At 70.8% G+C, this 15,222-nt stretch carries 12 protein-coding genes; all 12 read right to left on the minus strand.

All coding sequences use genetic code 11. The features are described from left to right. Window positions 1–46: 46 nt before the first annotated feature. The 12 genes from rpmA to rbfA all read right to left on the minus strand — a co-directional run bounded on the left by rpmA (window position 47) and on the right by rbfA (window position 15,221). Window positions 47–310 carry a 50S ribosomal protein L27 gene (gene rpmA / locus BJY20_RS02450; RefSeq protein WP_185990072.1) on the minus strand — a complete coding sequence of 88 codons (264 nt, stop codon included), beginning with the start codon at window positions 308–310 and terminating at the stop codon, window positions 47–49. Between the two features lie 28 nt (window positions 311–338). After that, complete coding sequence (rplU, locus tag BJY20_RS02455; RefSeq protein ID WP_185990073.1) at window positions 339–647, minus strand: 50S ribosomal protein L21; 309 nt, start codon at window positions 645–647, stop codon at window positions 339–341. A 277-nt stretch (window positions 648–924) separates the two neighbouring features. Continuing rightward, window positions 925–3,672, minus strand: a complete 2,748-nt coding sequence (locus BJY20_RS02460; RefSeq protein WP_185990074.1) for an Rne/Rng family ribonuclease — start codon at window positions 3,670–3,672, stop codon at window positions 925–927. Window positions 3,673–3,836: 164 nt separating this feature from the next. Further along, complete coding sequence (locus BJY20_RS02465) at window positions 3,837–4,568, minus strand: TIGR03936 family radical SAM-associated protein (RefSeq protein ID WP_185990075.1); 732 nt, start codon at window positions 4,566–4,568, stop codon at window positions 3,837–3,839. 11 nt (window positions 4,569–4,579) lie between these two features. Continuing rightward, window positions 4,580–7,447, minus strand: a complete 2,868-nt coding sequence (locus BJY20_RS02470; protein ID WP_221935223.1) for an FAD-binding and (Fe-S)-binding domain-containing protein — start codon at window positions 7,445–7,447, stop codon at window positions 4,580–4,582. Between the two features lie 31 nt (window positions 7,448–7,478). Continuing rightward, a complete protein-coding gene (locus BJY20_RS02475) occupies window positions 7,479–7,646 on the minus strand; it encodes a hypothetical protein (RefSeq protein ID WP_185990076.1) in 168 nt (55 codons plus the stop codon). Window positions 7,647–7,753: 107 nt separating this feature from the next. Beyond that, window positions 7,754–9,733, minus strand: a complete 1,980-nt coding sequence (locus tag BJY20_RS02480; RefSeq protein ID WP_185990077.1) for a TIGR03960 family B12-binding radical SAM protein — start codon at window positions 9,731–9,733, stop codon at window positions 7,754–7,756. Window positions 9,734–9,750: 17 nt separating this feature from the next. Then, window positions 9,751–11,607, minus strand: a complete 1,857-nt coding sequence (locus BJY20_RS02485) for an AMP-dependent synthetase/ligase (RefSeq protein WP_343062747.1) — start codon at window positions 11,605–11,607, stop codon at window positions 9,751–9,753. 80 nt (window positions 11,608–11,687) lie between these two features. Further along, window positions 11,688–12,884: an FtsW/RodA/SpoVE family cell cycle protein gene (locus BJY20_RS02490; protein ID WP_185990079.1), complete on the minus strand. Its 1,197-nt coding sequence runs from the start codon at window positions 12,882–12,884 to the stop codon at window positions 11,688–11,690. Beyond that, window positions 12,881–13,831 (minus strand): bifunctional riboflavin kinase/FAD synthetase, encoded by a 951-nt coding sequence (locus BJY20_RS02495; protein ID WP_185990080.1) that lies wholly within the window; start codon window positions 13,829–13,831, stop codon window positions 12,881–12,883. The genes BJY20_RS02490 and BJY20_RS02495 overlap by 4 nt, the downstream gene beginning before the upstream one ends. Before the next feature lie 11 nt (window positions 13,832–13,842). Beyond that, a complete protein-coding gene (truB, locus tag BJY20_RS02500) occupies window positions 13,843–14,775 on the minus strand; it encodes a tRNA pseudouridine(55) synthase TruB (RefSeq protein ID WP_185990081.1) in 933 nt (310 codons plus the stop codon). Next, window positions 14,772–15,221, minus strand: coding sequence for a 30S ribosome-binding factor RbfA (rbfA, locus tag BJY20_RS02505; protein ID WP_185990082.1), 450 nt, complete (start codon window positions 15,219–15,221; stop codon window positions 14,772–14,774). The genes truB and rbfA overlap by 4 nt, the downstream gene beginning before the upstream one ends. Window position 15,222: the final 1 nt, after the last annotated feature.

A 15,222-nucleotide genomic window follows, 5' to 3' on the forward strand; every position in this document is an offset into this window, starting at 1 on the left:
CAGGTCGAGTCGACCCGCCCCCTTCGCCGCACGCAGTGGTCTCGCGTCAGCCGGCGGTACCAGCCGGGATGACGCTGACGGTCTTGCGGCCGCGCTTGGAGCCGAACTGCACCTCGCCGGCGGCGAGGGCGAACAGCGTGTCGTCACCGCCACGACCGACGTTGTCGCCGGGGTGGAAGTGGGTGCCGCGCTGGCGCACGATGATCTGGCCGGTGCCGATGACCTCGCCACCGAAGCGCTTCACACCGAGGCGCTGGGAATTGGAGTCGCGACCGTTCTTGGTCGAGGACACACCCTTCTTGGATGCCATGTCAGTGGTTCCTAACTCTCGGGAAGGCTCAGGCCTTGATGTCGGTGATCTTCAGCTGGGTCAGCGGCTGGCGGTGACCCTGGCGACGGCGGTAACCGGTCTTGTTCTTGTACCGGGTGATGACGATCTTGGGGCCCTTGGCGTCCCCGACGACCTCGGCCGTCACGGAGGCCTTGGCCAGTGCGTCGACATCGCTGGTCACGGTCGAGCCGTCCACGAGGAGGATCGGCTTCAGGTCGACGCTGTCGCCAGCGCCGCCCTTGATCGAGTTGATGGTGATGGTGTCGCCGACGGAGACCTTCTCCTGGCGGCCACCCGCGCGAACGATCGCGTACATCAGTGGGAACTCACTTTCGTTACTGGCGCACTCGCTCTGGTCTGACCGGCCAACAATCCCCGCGCCGAAGGGCACGAAGCGTCCACACGGTGGGCGCACCAAGGGTAGAGACTACCGTCGAGGGCCCTCACCCCGCAAAACGCGGGTGGCGCCCGGTGCGCCCCACCCGCCTCCGGATCATCGGGTCACCCGGAAAACCCCGGGTTCGCAAGAGTATGAAACTGCTGCGAACCCGGGGAAAGTCCGGCTCAGTACTGCGCGAAGGGGGCCGGTCAGGTCAGTCGGTGGATTCCTCGGCCTGGGGCGGGCCGGCCTGGGCGACGACACGCTTGCGCTTGCGACGCGGCGGGGTGGCCGGGGCCTGGGGGGCATCGGCGACCGGGGTCGTCGGCGCGGCCCCGCTCTCCCCCGCGATCTGGGTCAGCGGAGCGCTGGAGCCGGCTGCGGGTGCCGTCAGGTCGACCGGCTCCAGTGCTACCGGGGCCCCCGCGCTGGAGGCCGCGCGACGACCGGCGCGACGACGGGCCGGCTTCTTCGCCGGCTCGGGCTCGGGCGTGGTGTCGGCCGCTGCGGGCTCAACGCCCTTCGGCTCCTTCGTCGGCTCCTCAGGCTGCTTCGTCGACTCCGCCGCGGGGGCCGGTGCCTGCGCCTCACCCGTCGCGACGTCCTCGCTCAGACCCGGCTCGGCGATGCTCTTCACGGCTGCCGCGTGGGCAGCGGCCGCGATCTGGGCCGCGGTCCGCCCGTTGGCGTCCTTCTCCTCCTCGGGCTTGGACTTCGGCTGGGAGTCGTTGTTGCCGCCCCCGCCCTTGCCGCGGCCGCGGCGGGACTTGCCGCCTCCACCGTTGGAGCCACCGCCGTTGCCGCCGTGGTCGTGTGCCACCGGCTCGTTGTGGACGATGATGCCGCGCCCGCTGCAGGCCTCGCAGTTCTCGGAGAAGACGTCGATGAGACCGGAGCCGACCCGCTTGCGGGTCATCTGGACCAGTCCGAGCGAGGTGACCTCCGCGACCTGGTGCTTCGTGCGGTCACGCCCCAGGCACTCCAGCAGACGCCGGACCACCAGGTCACGGTTGGCCTCGAGAACCATGTCGATGAAGTCGACGACGATGATGCCGCCGATGTCACGCAGCCGCAGCTGGCGCACGATCTCCTCGGCGGCCTCGATGTTGTTCTTCGTCACCGTCTCCTCGAGGTTGCCCCCGGAGCCGGTGAACTTGCCGGTGTTGACGTCGACGACCGTCATCGCCTCGGTGCGGTCGATGACCAGGGATCCACCCGAGGGCAGCCAGACCTTGCGGTCCATCGCCTTGGAGATCCCCTCGTCGATGCGGTACTCGTCGAAGACGTCCTTGTCGCCGGTCCACCTCTCGAGGCGGTCGGCCAGATCGGGGGCGACGTCGTCGACGTAACCCTTGATCTCGCCCCAGGCGCCGTCACCGGAGACGACCATCTTCGCGAAGTCCTCGTTGAAGATGTCGCGGATGACGCGCACGGTCATGTCGGGCTCGGCGTGCAGGAGCGTCGGTGCGCCGCCCGCGGAGGTCTTCTTGCCCTTCTTGGCCTCGGACTTCTCGCTGATCTTGTCCCAGGCCTTCGTCAGGCGCTCGACGTCGGAGGTCAGCTCCTGCTCGGAGGCGCCCTCGGCGGCGGTGCGCACGATGACCCCGGAGCTGTCCGGGACGACCTGCTTGAGGATCGACTTCAGGCGCGAGCGCTCGGTGTCGGGCAACTTGCGGGAGATACCGGTCATGTTGCCCTCGGGCACGTAGACCAGGTAGCGGCCGGGCAGGGACACCTGCGAGGTCAGCCGTGCACCCTTGTGGCCGATCGGGTCCTTCGTCACCTGGACCAGGACCGAGTCGCCCGAGGAGAGCGCGTTTTCGATGCGGCGGGCCTGGCCGTTGCCGACGCCCTGCGCCTCCCAGTTGACCTCACCTGCGTAGAGCACGGCGTTGCGGCCCTTGCCGATGTCGATGAAGGCGGCCTCCATGCTCGGCAGGACGTTCTGCACGCGGCCGAGGTAGACGTTGCCGACCATCGTCGACGTCGTCTCCCGGGAGACGTAGTGCTCGACGAGCACGCTGTCCTCGAGGACACCGATCTGGGTGCGGTCGCCCTGCTGGCGCACGACCATGACCCGCTCGACGCTCTCGCGGCGGGCGAGGAACTCGGCCTCGGTGATGACCGTGCGGCGTCGGCCGGCCTCACGGCCCTCACGGCGACGCTGCTTCTTCGCTTCCAGACGGGTGCTGCCCTTGATGGCCTGCGGCTCGGTGCGGCGCGTCTCGCGCACCTTGGTCACGGTGCCGGGCGGGTCGTCCTGACCCGAGTTGCCGCCACCGTTGCCGTTGCCCCCGCCACCACGGCGGCGGCGACGGCGACGACGAGAGCTGCCCGAGGACTGACCGTCGTCACCGGAGTCGTCGTCGTTGTCGTTGTCGTTGTCGTTGTCGTTGTCGTCGTCAGAGGTGTCGGACGAGTTGTCGTCCTGCCCCGAGGAGTCACCCCCGCGGCCCCGACCACGTGAGCGGTTGCGGCCGCCGGAGGACTTGTGGGAGTTGTCGTCCCCGTCGTCGGACGAGTCGTCCGAGGAGCCCGACCCGGTGGAGCCCGACCCGGTGGAACCGTTGCCGTCCTTGGTGGAGTCCGAGTCGTCGGTCGAGTCCGACGACCGGTTGCGACCGCGCCCGCCGCGGCGACGACGCCGGTTGCGGCCCCCTTCGCCCTGGTTGTCCGAGTCGTCTCCCTGCTGGGAGTCGTTGTCGTCACGGGAGTCCTGCTCGTCCTCGTCCTCGTCCTCGACGGGCTCCGGGTCGCGCTGGCGACGCTTCGGGGCGGCGACGGGAGCGGGCGGCTGGAAGAGGAGCCCGAAGCCCGGGACCGTGGCGGCGGGCGCCTGCTCCTGGGCCTGCTCGTCGTCAGTGGTCGTCTCCACCCGGTCGCTCGCCGCGGTCTGGTCGACCGGGGTGGTCCGGGTCGATTCCTCGGCCGGGTTCTCGGCGTTCTCGTTCTCGGGAGCCATGCGGCACCTCCAGCACCGGCGACCGTGCCCCACACCGGCACCTCAGGGGTGCGACCAGGCCGCTGGCGCGGCGTTCGCGGGCTCTGGTGGCCCGCGGAAGCAAGTCCGTCTTGCCTCGAGGTGGCTCGCGCCGTGCGCGGCACCCCCACGGGGCCGACGGCGGCTCAGTCGGCGGCCAGTGGATCGGCCACGCTCTCGGTCTCGCTACTCCAGATCCCCTGCGCCAACCGGGTCGCAATCGGTGACCGCGGCGGCGCGAACGAGGTGGCAGCGGTGATCGCGCTGAGGACGTCGTCGGGGCGAACGGCAGGTGTGGTGTGCCGCACGACCATGGCCAGTATCGCACAGCCGTCCTCATCGAGACCGGTACGCGCCCACTCCACGGGACCGCGCGCGTCGTAGGACTTCACTCCGCGCTTGAACATCCGCTCCACCTCGATCCTCTCCTCGGCGAGGAATCCGGCGACCGCCACCTCCAGATCGGCCACCTCCACGCCGGGGAAGCGCAGCTCCCAGCGGCTCGCCTGCAACAGATCCGCGAGGCCCCCGGGGCGGGCCTCGACGACCGTGACGATGTCCAGCCCGTCGGGCAGCGCCTCGTCCAGGGCCGTGGCCACGGCGTCGGGGTCGACCTGCTCGGTCACCGAGATCTCGAAGTACTCCGCCTCGCTCGCCGCACCCGTGGCCGCACCGTTGGCATAGGAGATCTTCGGGTGCGGGTGGAACCCGGCCGAGTAGGCCATCGGTACCCCGGAGCGGCGCAGCGCGCGCTCCAGCGCCCGCCCGAAGTCACGCGTCGAGGAGTGGCGCAGCCGCCCCCGGCGGGCGTACTGGATGCGCAGCTTCTGGACAGGAGGCGGCGGGGGTGGCCCGTCGGGGGTGCGTTGCTTGGCCATGGGGACCAAGCCTAGGCGTCACGCGAGAGCAGCTCGACCAGGTGCACGCCCTCGCGCTCGGACAGGTCCGCGATCTGCGTCTGACAGGAGAAACCGTCCGCAAGGACGACGGTGTCCGCCGCTGCATCCCGGATCGCCGGGAGCAGCTGCAGCTCGGCCACCTGGACCGAGACGTCGTAGTGCCCGAGCTCGACCCCCCAGTTCCCGGCCAGACCGCAGCAGCCGCCCAGTCGGGTGAGCGTGGCGCCGGTGCGGGCGAGCAGGGCCTCGTCGGCGCTCCAACTCATCACCGCGTGCTGGTGGCAGTGCGGCTGGGCGACGACCTCGGTCCCGGTCAGGTCGGGCGCGTCCCAACGGCCCTCGTCGATGGCCGTGCCGAGCAGCTCGGCGACCGTGCGCACGGTGGTCGAGACCGTGCGCGCCGCGGCGGAGTCGACCAACCGCGGCAGGTCGTGGCGCAGGGCCGCGGTGCAGCTGGGCTCCATGCCCAGCACCGGGATGCCCGCGTCGGCCGCCGGGGCGAGCACGCGGACGGCGGCCGCCAGGGTGGACTTCGCCGCGTCGAGCTGGCCGGTGGAGATGAGGGTCAGGCCGCAGCACAACGACTCCGCCGGGACGAAGGGGGTGAACCCCGCCTCCCGCAGGAGCGCCACCGTGGTGCGCCCGACGTGCGGTGAGAAGTGGTCGGTGAAGGAGTCGACGAAGATCGCGACGGGGTGGTCGGCGCCGGCCATCTGCGCGGCCGAGGCGATCATCCCTTCGCGCTGCACCCAGGTGCGGAAGGTCTCCGCCGCGAAGGTCGGCAGGTTGCGACGGGGGTCCACGCCGGCGGCGGGGAGGGTGAGCTTCTTCAGCCCCGGCAGCGAGGTCATCGCGTTGACCAGGCGCGGTGCGCGTGAGGCGATCCGGGCCAGCTGCGGCAGCCGGCCGAGCGAGTAGTGGCTGCGGGGGCGCAGTCGTCCCTTCCACGTCTGGTGCAGCGCCTCGGCCTTGTACGTCGCCATGTCGACACCGGTCGGGCAGTCGCTGGCGCAGCCCTTGCAGGACAGGCACAGGTCGAGGGCGTCGTGGACCTCGCTCGAGCGCCAGCCCCCGGTGACCGTCGAGCCGTTGAGCATCTCCTGCAGGACCCGGGCACGACCGCGGGTGGAGTCCTTCTCCTCCCCCGTCGCCTGGTAGCTGGGGCACATGACCGTCGTGGACGTCCCGGCTGCGCGGCACTTGCCGACGCCGGTGCAGCGATGCACGGCCTGGCTGAAGTCGCCGCCGTCCTCCGGGTAGCCGAAGGCCAAGGGCACCGGGGCCTTGCGTGCGGCCGGGATGCGCAGGTCGGCATCGACCGGGGCCGGGTCGACCAGGACGCCGGGGTTGAGCAGATTCGTCGGGTCGAAGGCGTGCTTGACGGCGCCGAAGAGCGCGATCGTCTCGGGGCCGTACATCCGGGGCAGCAGCGCCGAGCGGGCCCGACCGTCGCCGTGCTCCCCCGACAACGATCCGCCGTGGGCCGCGACAAGGTCGGCGGCCTCCTCGACGAGCGAGCGGTAGCGCTCCTGCGCGCCGGGGGTGTCGAGCTCGATGTCGAGGCGGATGTGCAGGCAACCGTCGCCGAAGTGCCCGTACGGCAGTCCCTGGACGTCGTGCTGCGCAAGGAGGTCGTCGAAGGCGCGCAGGTAGTCGCCGAGGCGGTGTGGTGGGACGGCCGCGTCCTCCCAGCCGGCGTGGGCGGGGCGGTCCCGCTGCGAGCGCGCGGACAGGCCGGCGCCATCCTCGCGGATCTTCCACAACGAGCGCGCCTGCGCGGGGTCGGTGACGACGCGGGCGTCGAGCGACTCGATCTCGCGGCAGATGTGCTCGGCGGCCGCAGTCGCGCTCCCGATGTCCTCGCCGGGGACCTCGACGAGCATCCAGGCGGCGCCCCGCGGCAGGTCCGGGACGGCCTGCGGTCCGCGGCGCACACGCACGACGTCGACGATGCGGGAGTCGATGCCCTCGGCGGCGACCGCACCCAGGCCCTTGAGCAGGTGGGCGACGTCGCCGGCGGCGTAGATGTCGGGGAAGCCGAGCACAGCCAGTGCAGTCGCCGGCGGGTCGCTCACCAGCCGCACCCGGGCGTGGGTGGCCACCGCGAGGGTGCCCTCGGAGCCGACGAGCATGCGACCGACGTCGAGACCGTTCTCGGGCGCGAGGTGCTCCAGGGCGTAGCCGGAGACCTGCCGCCCGAAGGTGCCGAACTCGGTGCGGATCGTCGCCAGGTGGGCGTCCCGCAGGCCCGTCAGCCGGGCCACCAGCGCGTCGTCACCGGTGAGCGAAGGGGGTCCCCCCGCCACTCCCGTGGTCGCGGACAGGCGCGTACCCGCCGCGGTGAGCAGGTCCATGCCGACGATGTTGTCGCTCGTGCGGCCGTACCCGAGGGCGCGGTTGCCGCAGGCATTGTTGCCGATCATGCCGCCCACGCTGCAGCGGGAGTGGCTGCTGGGGTCGGGACCGAAACGCAGCCCGAAGCGACGGGCCTGCGCCTGCAGGGTGGCGTGGATCGTGCCGGCCTCGACCAACGCGGTACGGGAGTTCGGGTCGACCTCAAGAACGCGGTTCATGTACCGCGAGGTGTCGATGACGATGCCCGGGCCGATGGCATTGCCCGCGATGGACGTACCGCCACCGCGGGAGGTCAGCGGGATGCCGAGCTCACGGGAGACGGCGAGCGTGGCCTCGATCTCCCCGGCCTCCCGGGGGAAGACGACGGCGCGCGGGGGGATCCGGTACAGCGACGCGTCGCTGGAGTACATCCCCACCGTCAACGTGTCGCTGCGCACATCCGCCACCCCGGAGCGGCGCAGGGCCTCGTCGAGCTCAGTGTGCCTGACGGTCATCGCACTCATGTCCCGATTCTGCCTCCTCGCTCCGGGCGTCCTACCAGGGGATGGCCAACAGCACGATGGCCAGCACGGCAATCAGGAGGGCACCACCGAGCGTGTACCGCCGGCGCGCTTCCTCGCTCCACTCCCGGGTCGACAGGATCGCGAAGCCGAGTCCGTAGGCCACCGCGACGACGACCACGACACCTGCACCGATCTCCATTGGGTGTCCCTTCCCCGTGATGCACTGTCTGGTGCCAGCGTGGCACGGATCCGGCGGCGGTGTCGGACGGTGTTCCCGCCGTCCGGGATCATTCGGGCCGGGGACGCTCAGGAACGGACCATCGACTCCTTGCCGGAGCCCAGCACGGTCAGCGGCAGCAGGGTCTTGCCCGTCGGGCCGACCTCGATGTCGGTGCCCATCTGGGGACAGACGCCGCAGTCGAAGCACGGCGTCCAGCGGCAGTCCTCGACCTCGGTCTCGTCGAGGGCGTCCAGCCAGTCCTGCCAGAGCCACTCCTTGTCCAGTCCCGAGTCGATGTGGTCCCAGGGCAGGACCTCGGCCTCCTCGCGCTCCCGGGTGGTGAACCAGTCGACGTCGACGCCGGTCCCCTCGAAGGCCTTCTCGGCCGCGGCCATCCAGCGGTCGTAGGAGAAGTACTCGCTCCAACCGTCGAAACGTCCACCGTCGCGCCAGACCTGCTCGATGACGCGACCGACGCGACGGTCGCCGCGCGAGAGCAGTCCCTCGACGATGCCCGGCCGGCCGTCGTGGTAGCGGAAGCCGATGGAGCGGCCGTACCGCTTGTCGGCCCGGATCGCATCGCGCAGCTTGTGCAGGCGCTCGTCGGTCTGCTCAGCGCCCAGCTGCGGCGACCACTGGAAGGGGGTGTGCGGCTTGGGCACGAAGCCACCGATGGAGACGGTGCAGCGGATGTCGTTGTGGCCGGCGACCTCGCGACCGGTCTCGATGACGCGCTTGGCGACCTCGGCGATCTGCAGGACGTCCTCGTCGGTCTCCGTCGGCAGGCCGCACATGAAGTACAGCTTCACCTGGCGCCAGCCCGCGCCGTAGGCGGCGGAGACGGTGCGGATGAGGTCCTCCTCGGTGACCATCTTGTTGATCACCTTGCGGATGCGCTCGGAGCCACCCTCGGGCGCGAAGGTCAGCCCGGAACGACGACCGTTGCGGGTCAGCTCGTTGGCCAGGTCGATGTTGAAGGCGTCCACGCGCGTGCTCGGCAGCGACAGGCCGGTGTTGGTGCCCTCGTAGCGGTCGGCGAGGCCCTTGGCCACGTCGCCGATCTCGGAGTGGTCGGCGCTGGAGAGCGAGAGCAGGCCCACCTCCTCGAAGCCGGTGGCCTGCAGGCCCTGCTCGACCATCTCGCCGATCCCGGTGATCGAGCGCTCGCGGACCGGTCGGGTGATCATGCCCGCCTGGCAGAAGCGGCAGCCGCGGGTGCAGCCGCGGAAGATCTCCACACTCATCCGCTCGTGGACGGACTCGGCGAGCGGCACGAGGGGCTTCTTCGGGTACGGCCACTCGTCCAGGTCCATGACCGTGTGCTTGTCCACGCGCCACGGGACACCGGACTCGGCGGGCGCCACGCGCTGGATGCGCCCGTCGGGCAGGTAGTCGACGTCGTAGAACGCCGGCACGTAGACGCCGCCGGTCGCGGCGAGGCGACGCAGCACCTCGACCCGGCCGCCGGGACGGCCCTGCGCCTTCCACTCGCCGATGATGTCGGTCGCGGCGAGCACGGCCTCCTCGCCGTCCCCGACGATCGCGGCGTCGACGAAGTCGGCGACCGGTTCGGGGTTGAAGGATGCGTGGCCCCCCATGATGACCAGCGGGTGCTCGTCGGTGCGCTCGCTGCTGTGCAGCGGGATGCCGGCGAGGTCCAGCGCGGTGAGCATGTTGGTGTAGCCGAGCTCGGTGGAGAAGCTCAGGCCGAAGACGTCGAAGTCACCCACGCGGCGGTGCCCGTCGACGGTGAACTGCGGCAGGTCGTGCTCCCGCAGGAGGGCCTCCATGTCGGGCCAGACGGCGTAGGTGCGCTCGGCGAGGGCGTCGGCGCGCTCGTTGAGCACCTCGTAGAGGATCATCACGCCCTGGTTGGGCACGCCGACCTCGTAGGCGTCGGGGTACATCAGGGCCCAACGGACGGTCAGCTCCTCGCCCCGGGGGCCGTGGCCACCGACCTGCCAGTCCTTGACCGTGGAGTTCAGCTCGCCGCCGACGTACTGGATGGGCTTGCTGACCTTCTCGAGCAGGGGCTCGAGGGCAGCGAAGATCGTCTCACCAGTCATGGATCAAGGGTAGGTGATCAGGCCGGGTACATCTCCTCGATGTCGCCCTTGAACTTGTCCGCAACGACCTTGCGACGCATCTTCAGGCTCGGGGTCAGCTCGCCGTCCTCGACGGAGAGGTCGCGGCCCAGGATGTGGAACTTCTTGAGCTGCTCGTGCCGGTTGAGGCCGGCGTTGAGCTCGTCGATGTAGGACTGGACCATCTCCCGGGCCTGCAGCGAGGAGACGATCTCGGTGTAGCTCGCCCCCTCGAGGCCGTTGGCCTCCGCCCAGGGCTGGATGGCCTCCTCGTCCAGGGTGACCAGAGCGGTGACGAACTGGCGGGACTCGCCGTGGACGAGCAGCTGGCCCACGTAGGGGCACAGACCCTTGAAGGTCGACTCGATGAGCGAGGGCGCGACGTACTTGCCGTTGCTCGTCTTGAACAGGTCCTTCTTGCGATCGGTGATCTTGACGAAGCCGCGCTCGTCGATCTCGCCGATGTCGCCCGAGTGGAACCAGCCGTCCTGCGTGAGCACCTCGGCCGTGGCCTCGGGATTGTCGTGGTAGCCCTCCATGATGTGCTCGCCGCGGATGAGGATCTCCCCGTCGTCCGCGATCTTGATCTCCGTCTGGGGGGTGGGCCAGCCGACGGACCCGACGCGAAGGGCGTAGGGCCGGTTGACCGTGGCCGCGGCCGAGGTCTCGGTCAGGCCATAGCCCTCGAGGATCTGCAGACCGGCGCCGTTGAACCAGTGCGCGATGTCCGTGTTGAGCGCTGCGGAGCCGGAGATGAAGAAGCGGATCCTGCCGCCGAACCGCTCCCGGACCTTGGCGAAGACGAGCTTGTCGGCGATCGCGTGCTTCAGGCGCAGGACCACCCCGGGCCTGCGGTCATCGGACAGCGCCTGTGAGTACTCGCGTCCGGCCTTGGAGGCGAAGTCGAAGATCGTGGCCTTCGCGCCCCCTTCCTCCTGCATGCCCAGCGAGATCTTGCCGTAGACCTTCTCGAAGATCCGCGGTGCCGCGGCCATGAAGGTCGGTCGGACCTCGCCGAGGTTGTCGACGATCTTGTCGATGCGTCCGTCGACGGCGGTCTGCATGCCGACATCGGTGCTGACGAGCAGCAGAACCTTTGCGAAGACGTGGGACAGGGGCAGCCACAGGTAGTGCACGTCCTCGGCCGTGAGCATGCCGGTCGCCCGGATCGCCGCACCCTGGTAGGTCCACGTCGCGTGCCGCAGGCGCACGCCCTTCGGCCGGCCGGTCGTGCCGGAGGTGTAGATGATCGTCGCGAGCGACTGCGGCCCCATGGCGTCGATCCGCGCGTCGACGACCCCCGGGTCCGATGCGAGGAGCGCCGTGCCGCGCTCCTCGAGGTCGGCGAAGGTGAGCATCCAGTCATCGAGGTCGACCCCCTCGGGGTCGATGACGACGACGTGGGTCACCTCCGGGATGGCGTCCCGGACCTCGCGGAGCTTGTCGACCTGCTCCGCGTCCTCGGCGATGACGATCTTGGAGCCGGAGTTGTCGACGATGAAGGCGACGTCGTCGCTGATCGACGTCGGGTAGATCGTCGTCGTCGCCGCACCCGCGGCCATGATCGCGTAGTCACCCAGCACCCACTCGATCCGGGTGTTCGAGGCGAGGGAGACCCGGTCCTCCGGCTGCACACCGAGGTCGACGAGTCCGGCGGCAAGCGCCCAGACCCGGTCCCCGAGCTGGGCCCAGGTCAGCTCGTCCCAGGCGATGCCCGCCGGGAAGGAGTACGCGGTGCTGTCGGGGGTGTCGGCGATGCGCTGCCGAAGCAGGTGGCCCACGCTCGGGGCGCGGTCCTCGAACGCACTGGCGTCGTAGGCCTCGTCGGCGGGGGTGCGGGGGCTGGTCTCAGGCACTGGGGCCACTCCTTCGTGGGCGGTCTGTGAGCGAAGCATGACCCACGAGTAGGTCGGTTGTCACCCACCTGTCCGCAAGTTCACACTTTGGTGACCCACTCGCCTCGCCCGGAGTCCCTGCGCGCCAGATCCCTTGCGCGCGTTTGCCGCCCGGCTCGCCCACGGCGCTCGGTCGAGACCGCGACGACGATGCCGACCGCCGCCCAGCAGGCGAACATCGAGGACCCTCCGTAGGAGAGGAAGGGCAGGGGCAGTCCCGTCACCGGGACGAGGCCGAGATTCATCCCGACGTTCTCCACCGACTGCACCGCGAACCAGGCCGCGACTGCCCAGCAGACGAGCTGGACGAAGGGGTCGACGCTGCGAGTGCCCGCGAGCGCGATCCGGGCCACCACGAGGCCGAGGACGCCGATGACGAAGGCCGCCCCGACGAAGCCGAGCTCCTCCCCCGCCACCGAGAAGACGAAGTCGGTCTCCTGGAAGGGGATCGCCCCCGCACTCGTCAGCTCACCGGAGAACAGGCCCTGGCCGTCCCAGCCGCCGCCCGAGATCGCGGCCCGCACCTGCTGGGTCTGGTACCCGATCCCCTGCGGGTCCGTTGCCGGGTCGAGGAAGGCGGTCAGCCGGTCGCGCTGGTACGGGCTGAGCAGGGGTGTGGTGAAGGCCGTGACCACGGCGGCGACACCGACCACGAGGACCCCGAGCAGCCACGGCCACGCGGCTCCGGAGATGACGAGCACGCCGAGGCCGAGCGCCACGAGCACCAGGGCGGATCCGAGGTCCGGCTGGGCCATGACCAGCAGGACCGGCACCCCCGTGACCAGCCCGGCGAGGAGGATCTCGCGTGGACGGGGGCGTTGCCGCCGTTCGGCGGCCGGGGCGAGCAGCATCGGCAGGGCCACGCAGAGCCCGACCTTCGCCAGCTCGCTGGGTTGGATCGAGAACCCGCCCGGCACCCGGATCCACGATCGGGAGCCGTTGACCTCCACCCCCAGGGGGGTGAGCACGAGGACGAGCCCGAGGACCCCCGCGAGGTAGACCACGGGCGCCAGGGTCCGCAGCATCGAGCGGTCCAGCCGGACCGCGACCAGGGCGATGACCAGCCCGATGGCGAGGTTGAGCAGGTGCCGCACGAGGTAGGCCGACCCTGACTCGGCACGGGTCGCGGAGTACACGAGCAGGGCACCCAGGCCCGAGGCGGTCAGCGCCCCCGCGACGAGGACGAGGTCGGAGCGCAGCAGGCCCGCGAGGTCCCAGCCGCGCGACCGCGTGGTCACGGCTGCAGGATCGACCGGGTCGTGTCGACGTCCCGGGCCATGGCCTCGAGCAGCTCGTCGATCGAGTCGAAGCGCAGCGTCGGACGGACGTGACCGACGAAGTCGACGGCGACCAGCTCGTGGTAGAGGTCGAGGTCCGTGCGGTCGAGGACGTAGGCCTCGACGACGCGTGCCTGCCCGTCGAAGGTCGGGTTGGTGCCCACGGAGATGGCCGTGGGAAGACGCCGGTCGCCGCTCCCTTCGGGCAGGTCCAGGCGCGTGAGCCAGCCGGCGTAGACCCCGTCGCTCGGGACGAGGCCAATGGTGTCGGTGCCGAGATTGGCGGTCGGGTAGCCCAGGTCCCGGCCGCGGTGGTGGCCGTGGACGACCGTCCCGACGACCCGGTGCGGGCGGTCGAGGATCTCGGCGGCGGCCTCGACCTCGCCGGCGGCCAGGTGGGCGCGCACGGCGGAGGAGGACCAGCGCTGGTCGTCGCCCTGGTCCTCGATGACGACCACGTCGAAGTCGTGCGCCCCACCCAGCTCGCGGATGAGGGAGACGTCCCCGGTGTAGCCAGCGCCGAAGCCCTTGGTGTCCGCACCGACGACGAGGGCGGCGGCGCCAAGACCGGTGACGAAGGTGTCGACGATGTAGTCGACGGCAGAGGTCTGGGCGAACTCCATGGTGAAGGGCAGAACGAGCACCCCGTCGATACCCGCCTCCCGCAGGAACTCGTCGCGCAGGCTGCCCGGGGCGATGAGCTCGGGCGCCCGCTCGGGGTGCATCACCTCGACCGGGTGGGGGTCGAAGGTGACGACGACGGTCGGCAGGTCGCGCTCGTGACCCTGACGGATCAGCTCATCGAGGATCGCGCGGTGACCGCGGTGCACCCCGTCGAAGTTGCCGAAGGTCGCCACGCACGGCCGCAGCTGCGACGGGGTGGCACTCGGGGATGACCATTGCTGCACGAGGACCCACTCTACGAACTGGCCGGGGCGAAGACGACGTGGGCACGCGCCGTGGGACGGCTCTCGTCGAGCACGGCGATCAGCGACCCGTCCGGGGCAAAGGCCCCGACGGGCTCCTCGCGCCCCGGCAGGGCACTCGGGATCCGCTGCCCGAAACCGAGCGAGCGGGCCTGCTCCGCAGTGATCTCGCGGTGGACCAGCGCAGCCCGGGCGGCCTCGGCCAGAGGAGTCATCGGTAGGTCTGCCGGCTCGGCACCCCCGTCGCGCAGGGCGGTCAGGGCGTCGAGCGTGTGGGAGTGATCGAGCGTCAGGCCTCCGACTCGGCTGCGGCGCAGGGCGGTCAGGTGGCCGTGGCTGCCCAGGTCCTCGCCCAGGTCGCGGGCCAGCGCCCGCACGTAGGTGCCCGAGGAGACCTCCACCTCGACGTCGACGTCGAGGACCGTCGTGCCCCCGTCGGGGCCAGTCACGCTCGCCTCGCGCACGTCGAGCAGATCGAAGCGCGAGACCGTCACGGCACGTGCCGGCAGGTCGACGTCCTGGCCCGCACGCACCCGGGCGTAGGAACGCTCGCCCTTGACCTTGATCGCGCTGACGGCGCTCGGGACCTGCTGGATGTCGCCGGTGAGCCGGGCGACCGCCGTCGCCAGGGCGGGTCGGTCGATGCCGGCCACGTCGCCGGTGGCCGTCACCTCACCCTCGGCGTCGTCGGTGACCGTCGCCTGACCGAGACGGATCGTGGCGGTGTAGGCCTTGTCGGCCCCGACAAGGAAGGTCAGCAGCTTGGTGCCCCTACCGACCCCGAGGACGAGGACGCCGGTGGCCATCGGGTCGAGTGTGCCGGCGTGGCCGACCTTGCGGGTGCCGTACAGCCGGCGGCTGCGGGCGACCACGTCGTGGCTCGACCAGCCCGCGGGCTTGTCGACGACGACCAGTCCGTCGCTCACTCCGGCGCGGACGGGGGCTGCTCGTCGTCCCCCTTCGTGCGGTACGGGTCGGCCTCACCGGCGGGCATGGCGTCGGTCCGGGAGCGGGCGAGCTCCTCGTCGCGTTCCTTGGCCGAGGCGAGCAGGTCCTCGATGTGCGAAGCCGTCTCCGGCAGGCCGTCGACGAAGAGGTCGAGCGTCGGGGTCAGCCGGATGCCGAGCTGCTTGCCGACGAGGGAGCGCAGCTTGCCGCGGTGGGCGCGCATGATCTCGATGCTGTGGTCGCGCTGGGCGTCATCACCGAAGACGGTGTAGAAGACCGAGGCGTGCTGGAGATCGCCGGTCACGCGCACATCGGTGATCGTGACGAACCCGAGGTCGGGGTCCTTGATGACCTGGTGCAGGTTGGCGGCGATCACCTCCTTGATGCGGTCGGCGATCTTGCGGGCGCGGGCCGGGTCGGCCATG

The organism is Janibacter cremeus (assembly GCF_013409205.1).
In the GTDB taxonomy this organism is placed as follows: Bacteria; Actinomycetota; Actinomycetes; order Actinomycetales; family Dermatophilaceae; genus Janibacter; species Janibacter cremeus.

Bases quoted from the DNA above. Each gene is read 5' to 3' on its own strand.
- BJY20_RS02465 (WP_185990075.1), bottom strand. From the start codon at position 4,568: ATGGCCAAGCAACGCACCCCCGACGGGCCACCCCCGCCGCCTCCTGTC.
- rpmA (WP_185990072.1), bottom strand. From the start codon at position 310: ATGGCATCCAAGAAGGGTGTGTCCTCGACCAAGAACGGTCGCGACTCC.
- BJY20_RS02475 (WP_185990076.1), bottom strand. From the start codon at position 7,646: ATGGAGATCGGTGCAGGTGTCGTGGTCGTCGTCGCGGTGGCCTACGGA.
- BJY20_RS02470 (WP_221935223.1), bottom strand. From the start codon at position 7,447: ATGAGTGCGATGACCGTCAGGCACACTGAGCTCGACGAGGCCCTGCGC.
- BJY20_RS02460 (WP_185990074.1), bottom strand. From the start codon at position 3,672: ATGGCTCCCGAGAACGAGAACGCCGAGAACCCGGCCGAGGAATCGACC.
- rplU (WP_185990073.1), bottom strand. From the start codon at position 647: ATGTACGCGATCGTTCGCGCGGGTGGCCGCCAGGAGAAGGTCTCCGTC.
- BJY20_RS02480 (WP_185990077.1), bottom strand. From the start codon at position 9,733: ATGACTGGTGAGACGATCTTCGCTGCCCTCGAGCCCCTGCTCGAGAAG.
- rbfA (WP_185990082.1), bottom strand. From the start codon at position 15,221: ATGGCCGACCCGGCCCGCGCCCGCAAGATCGCCGACCGCATCAAGGAG.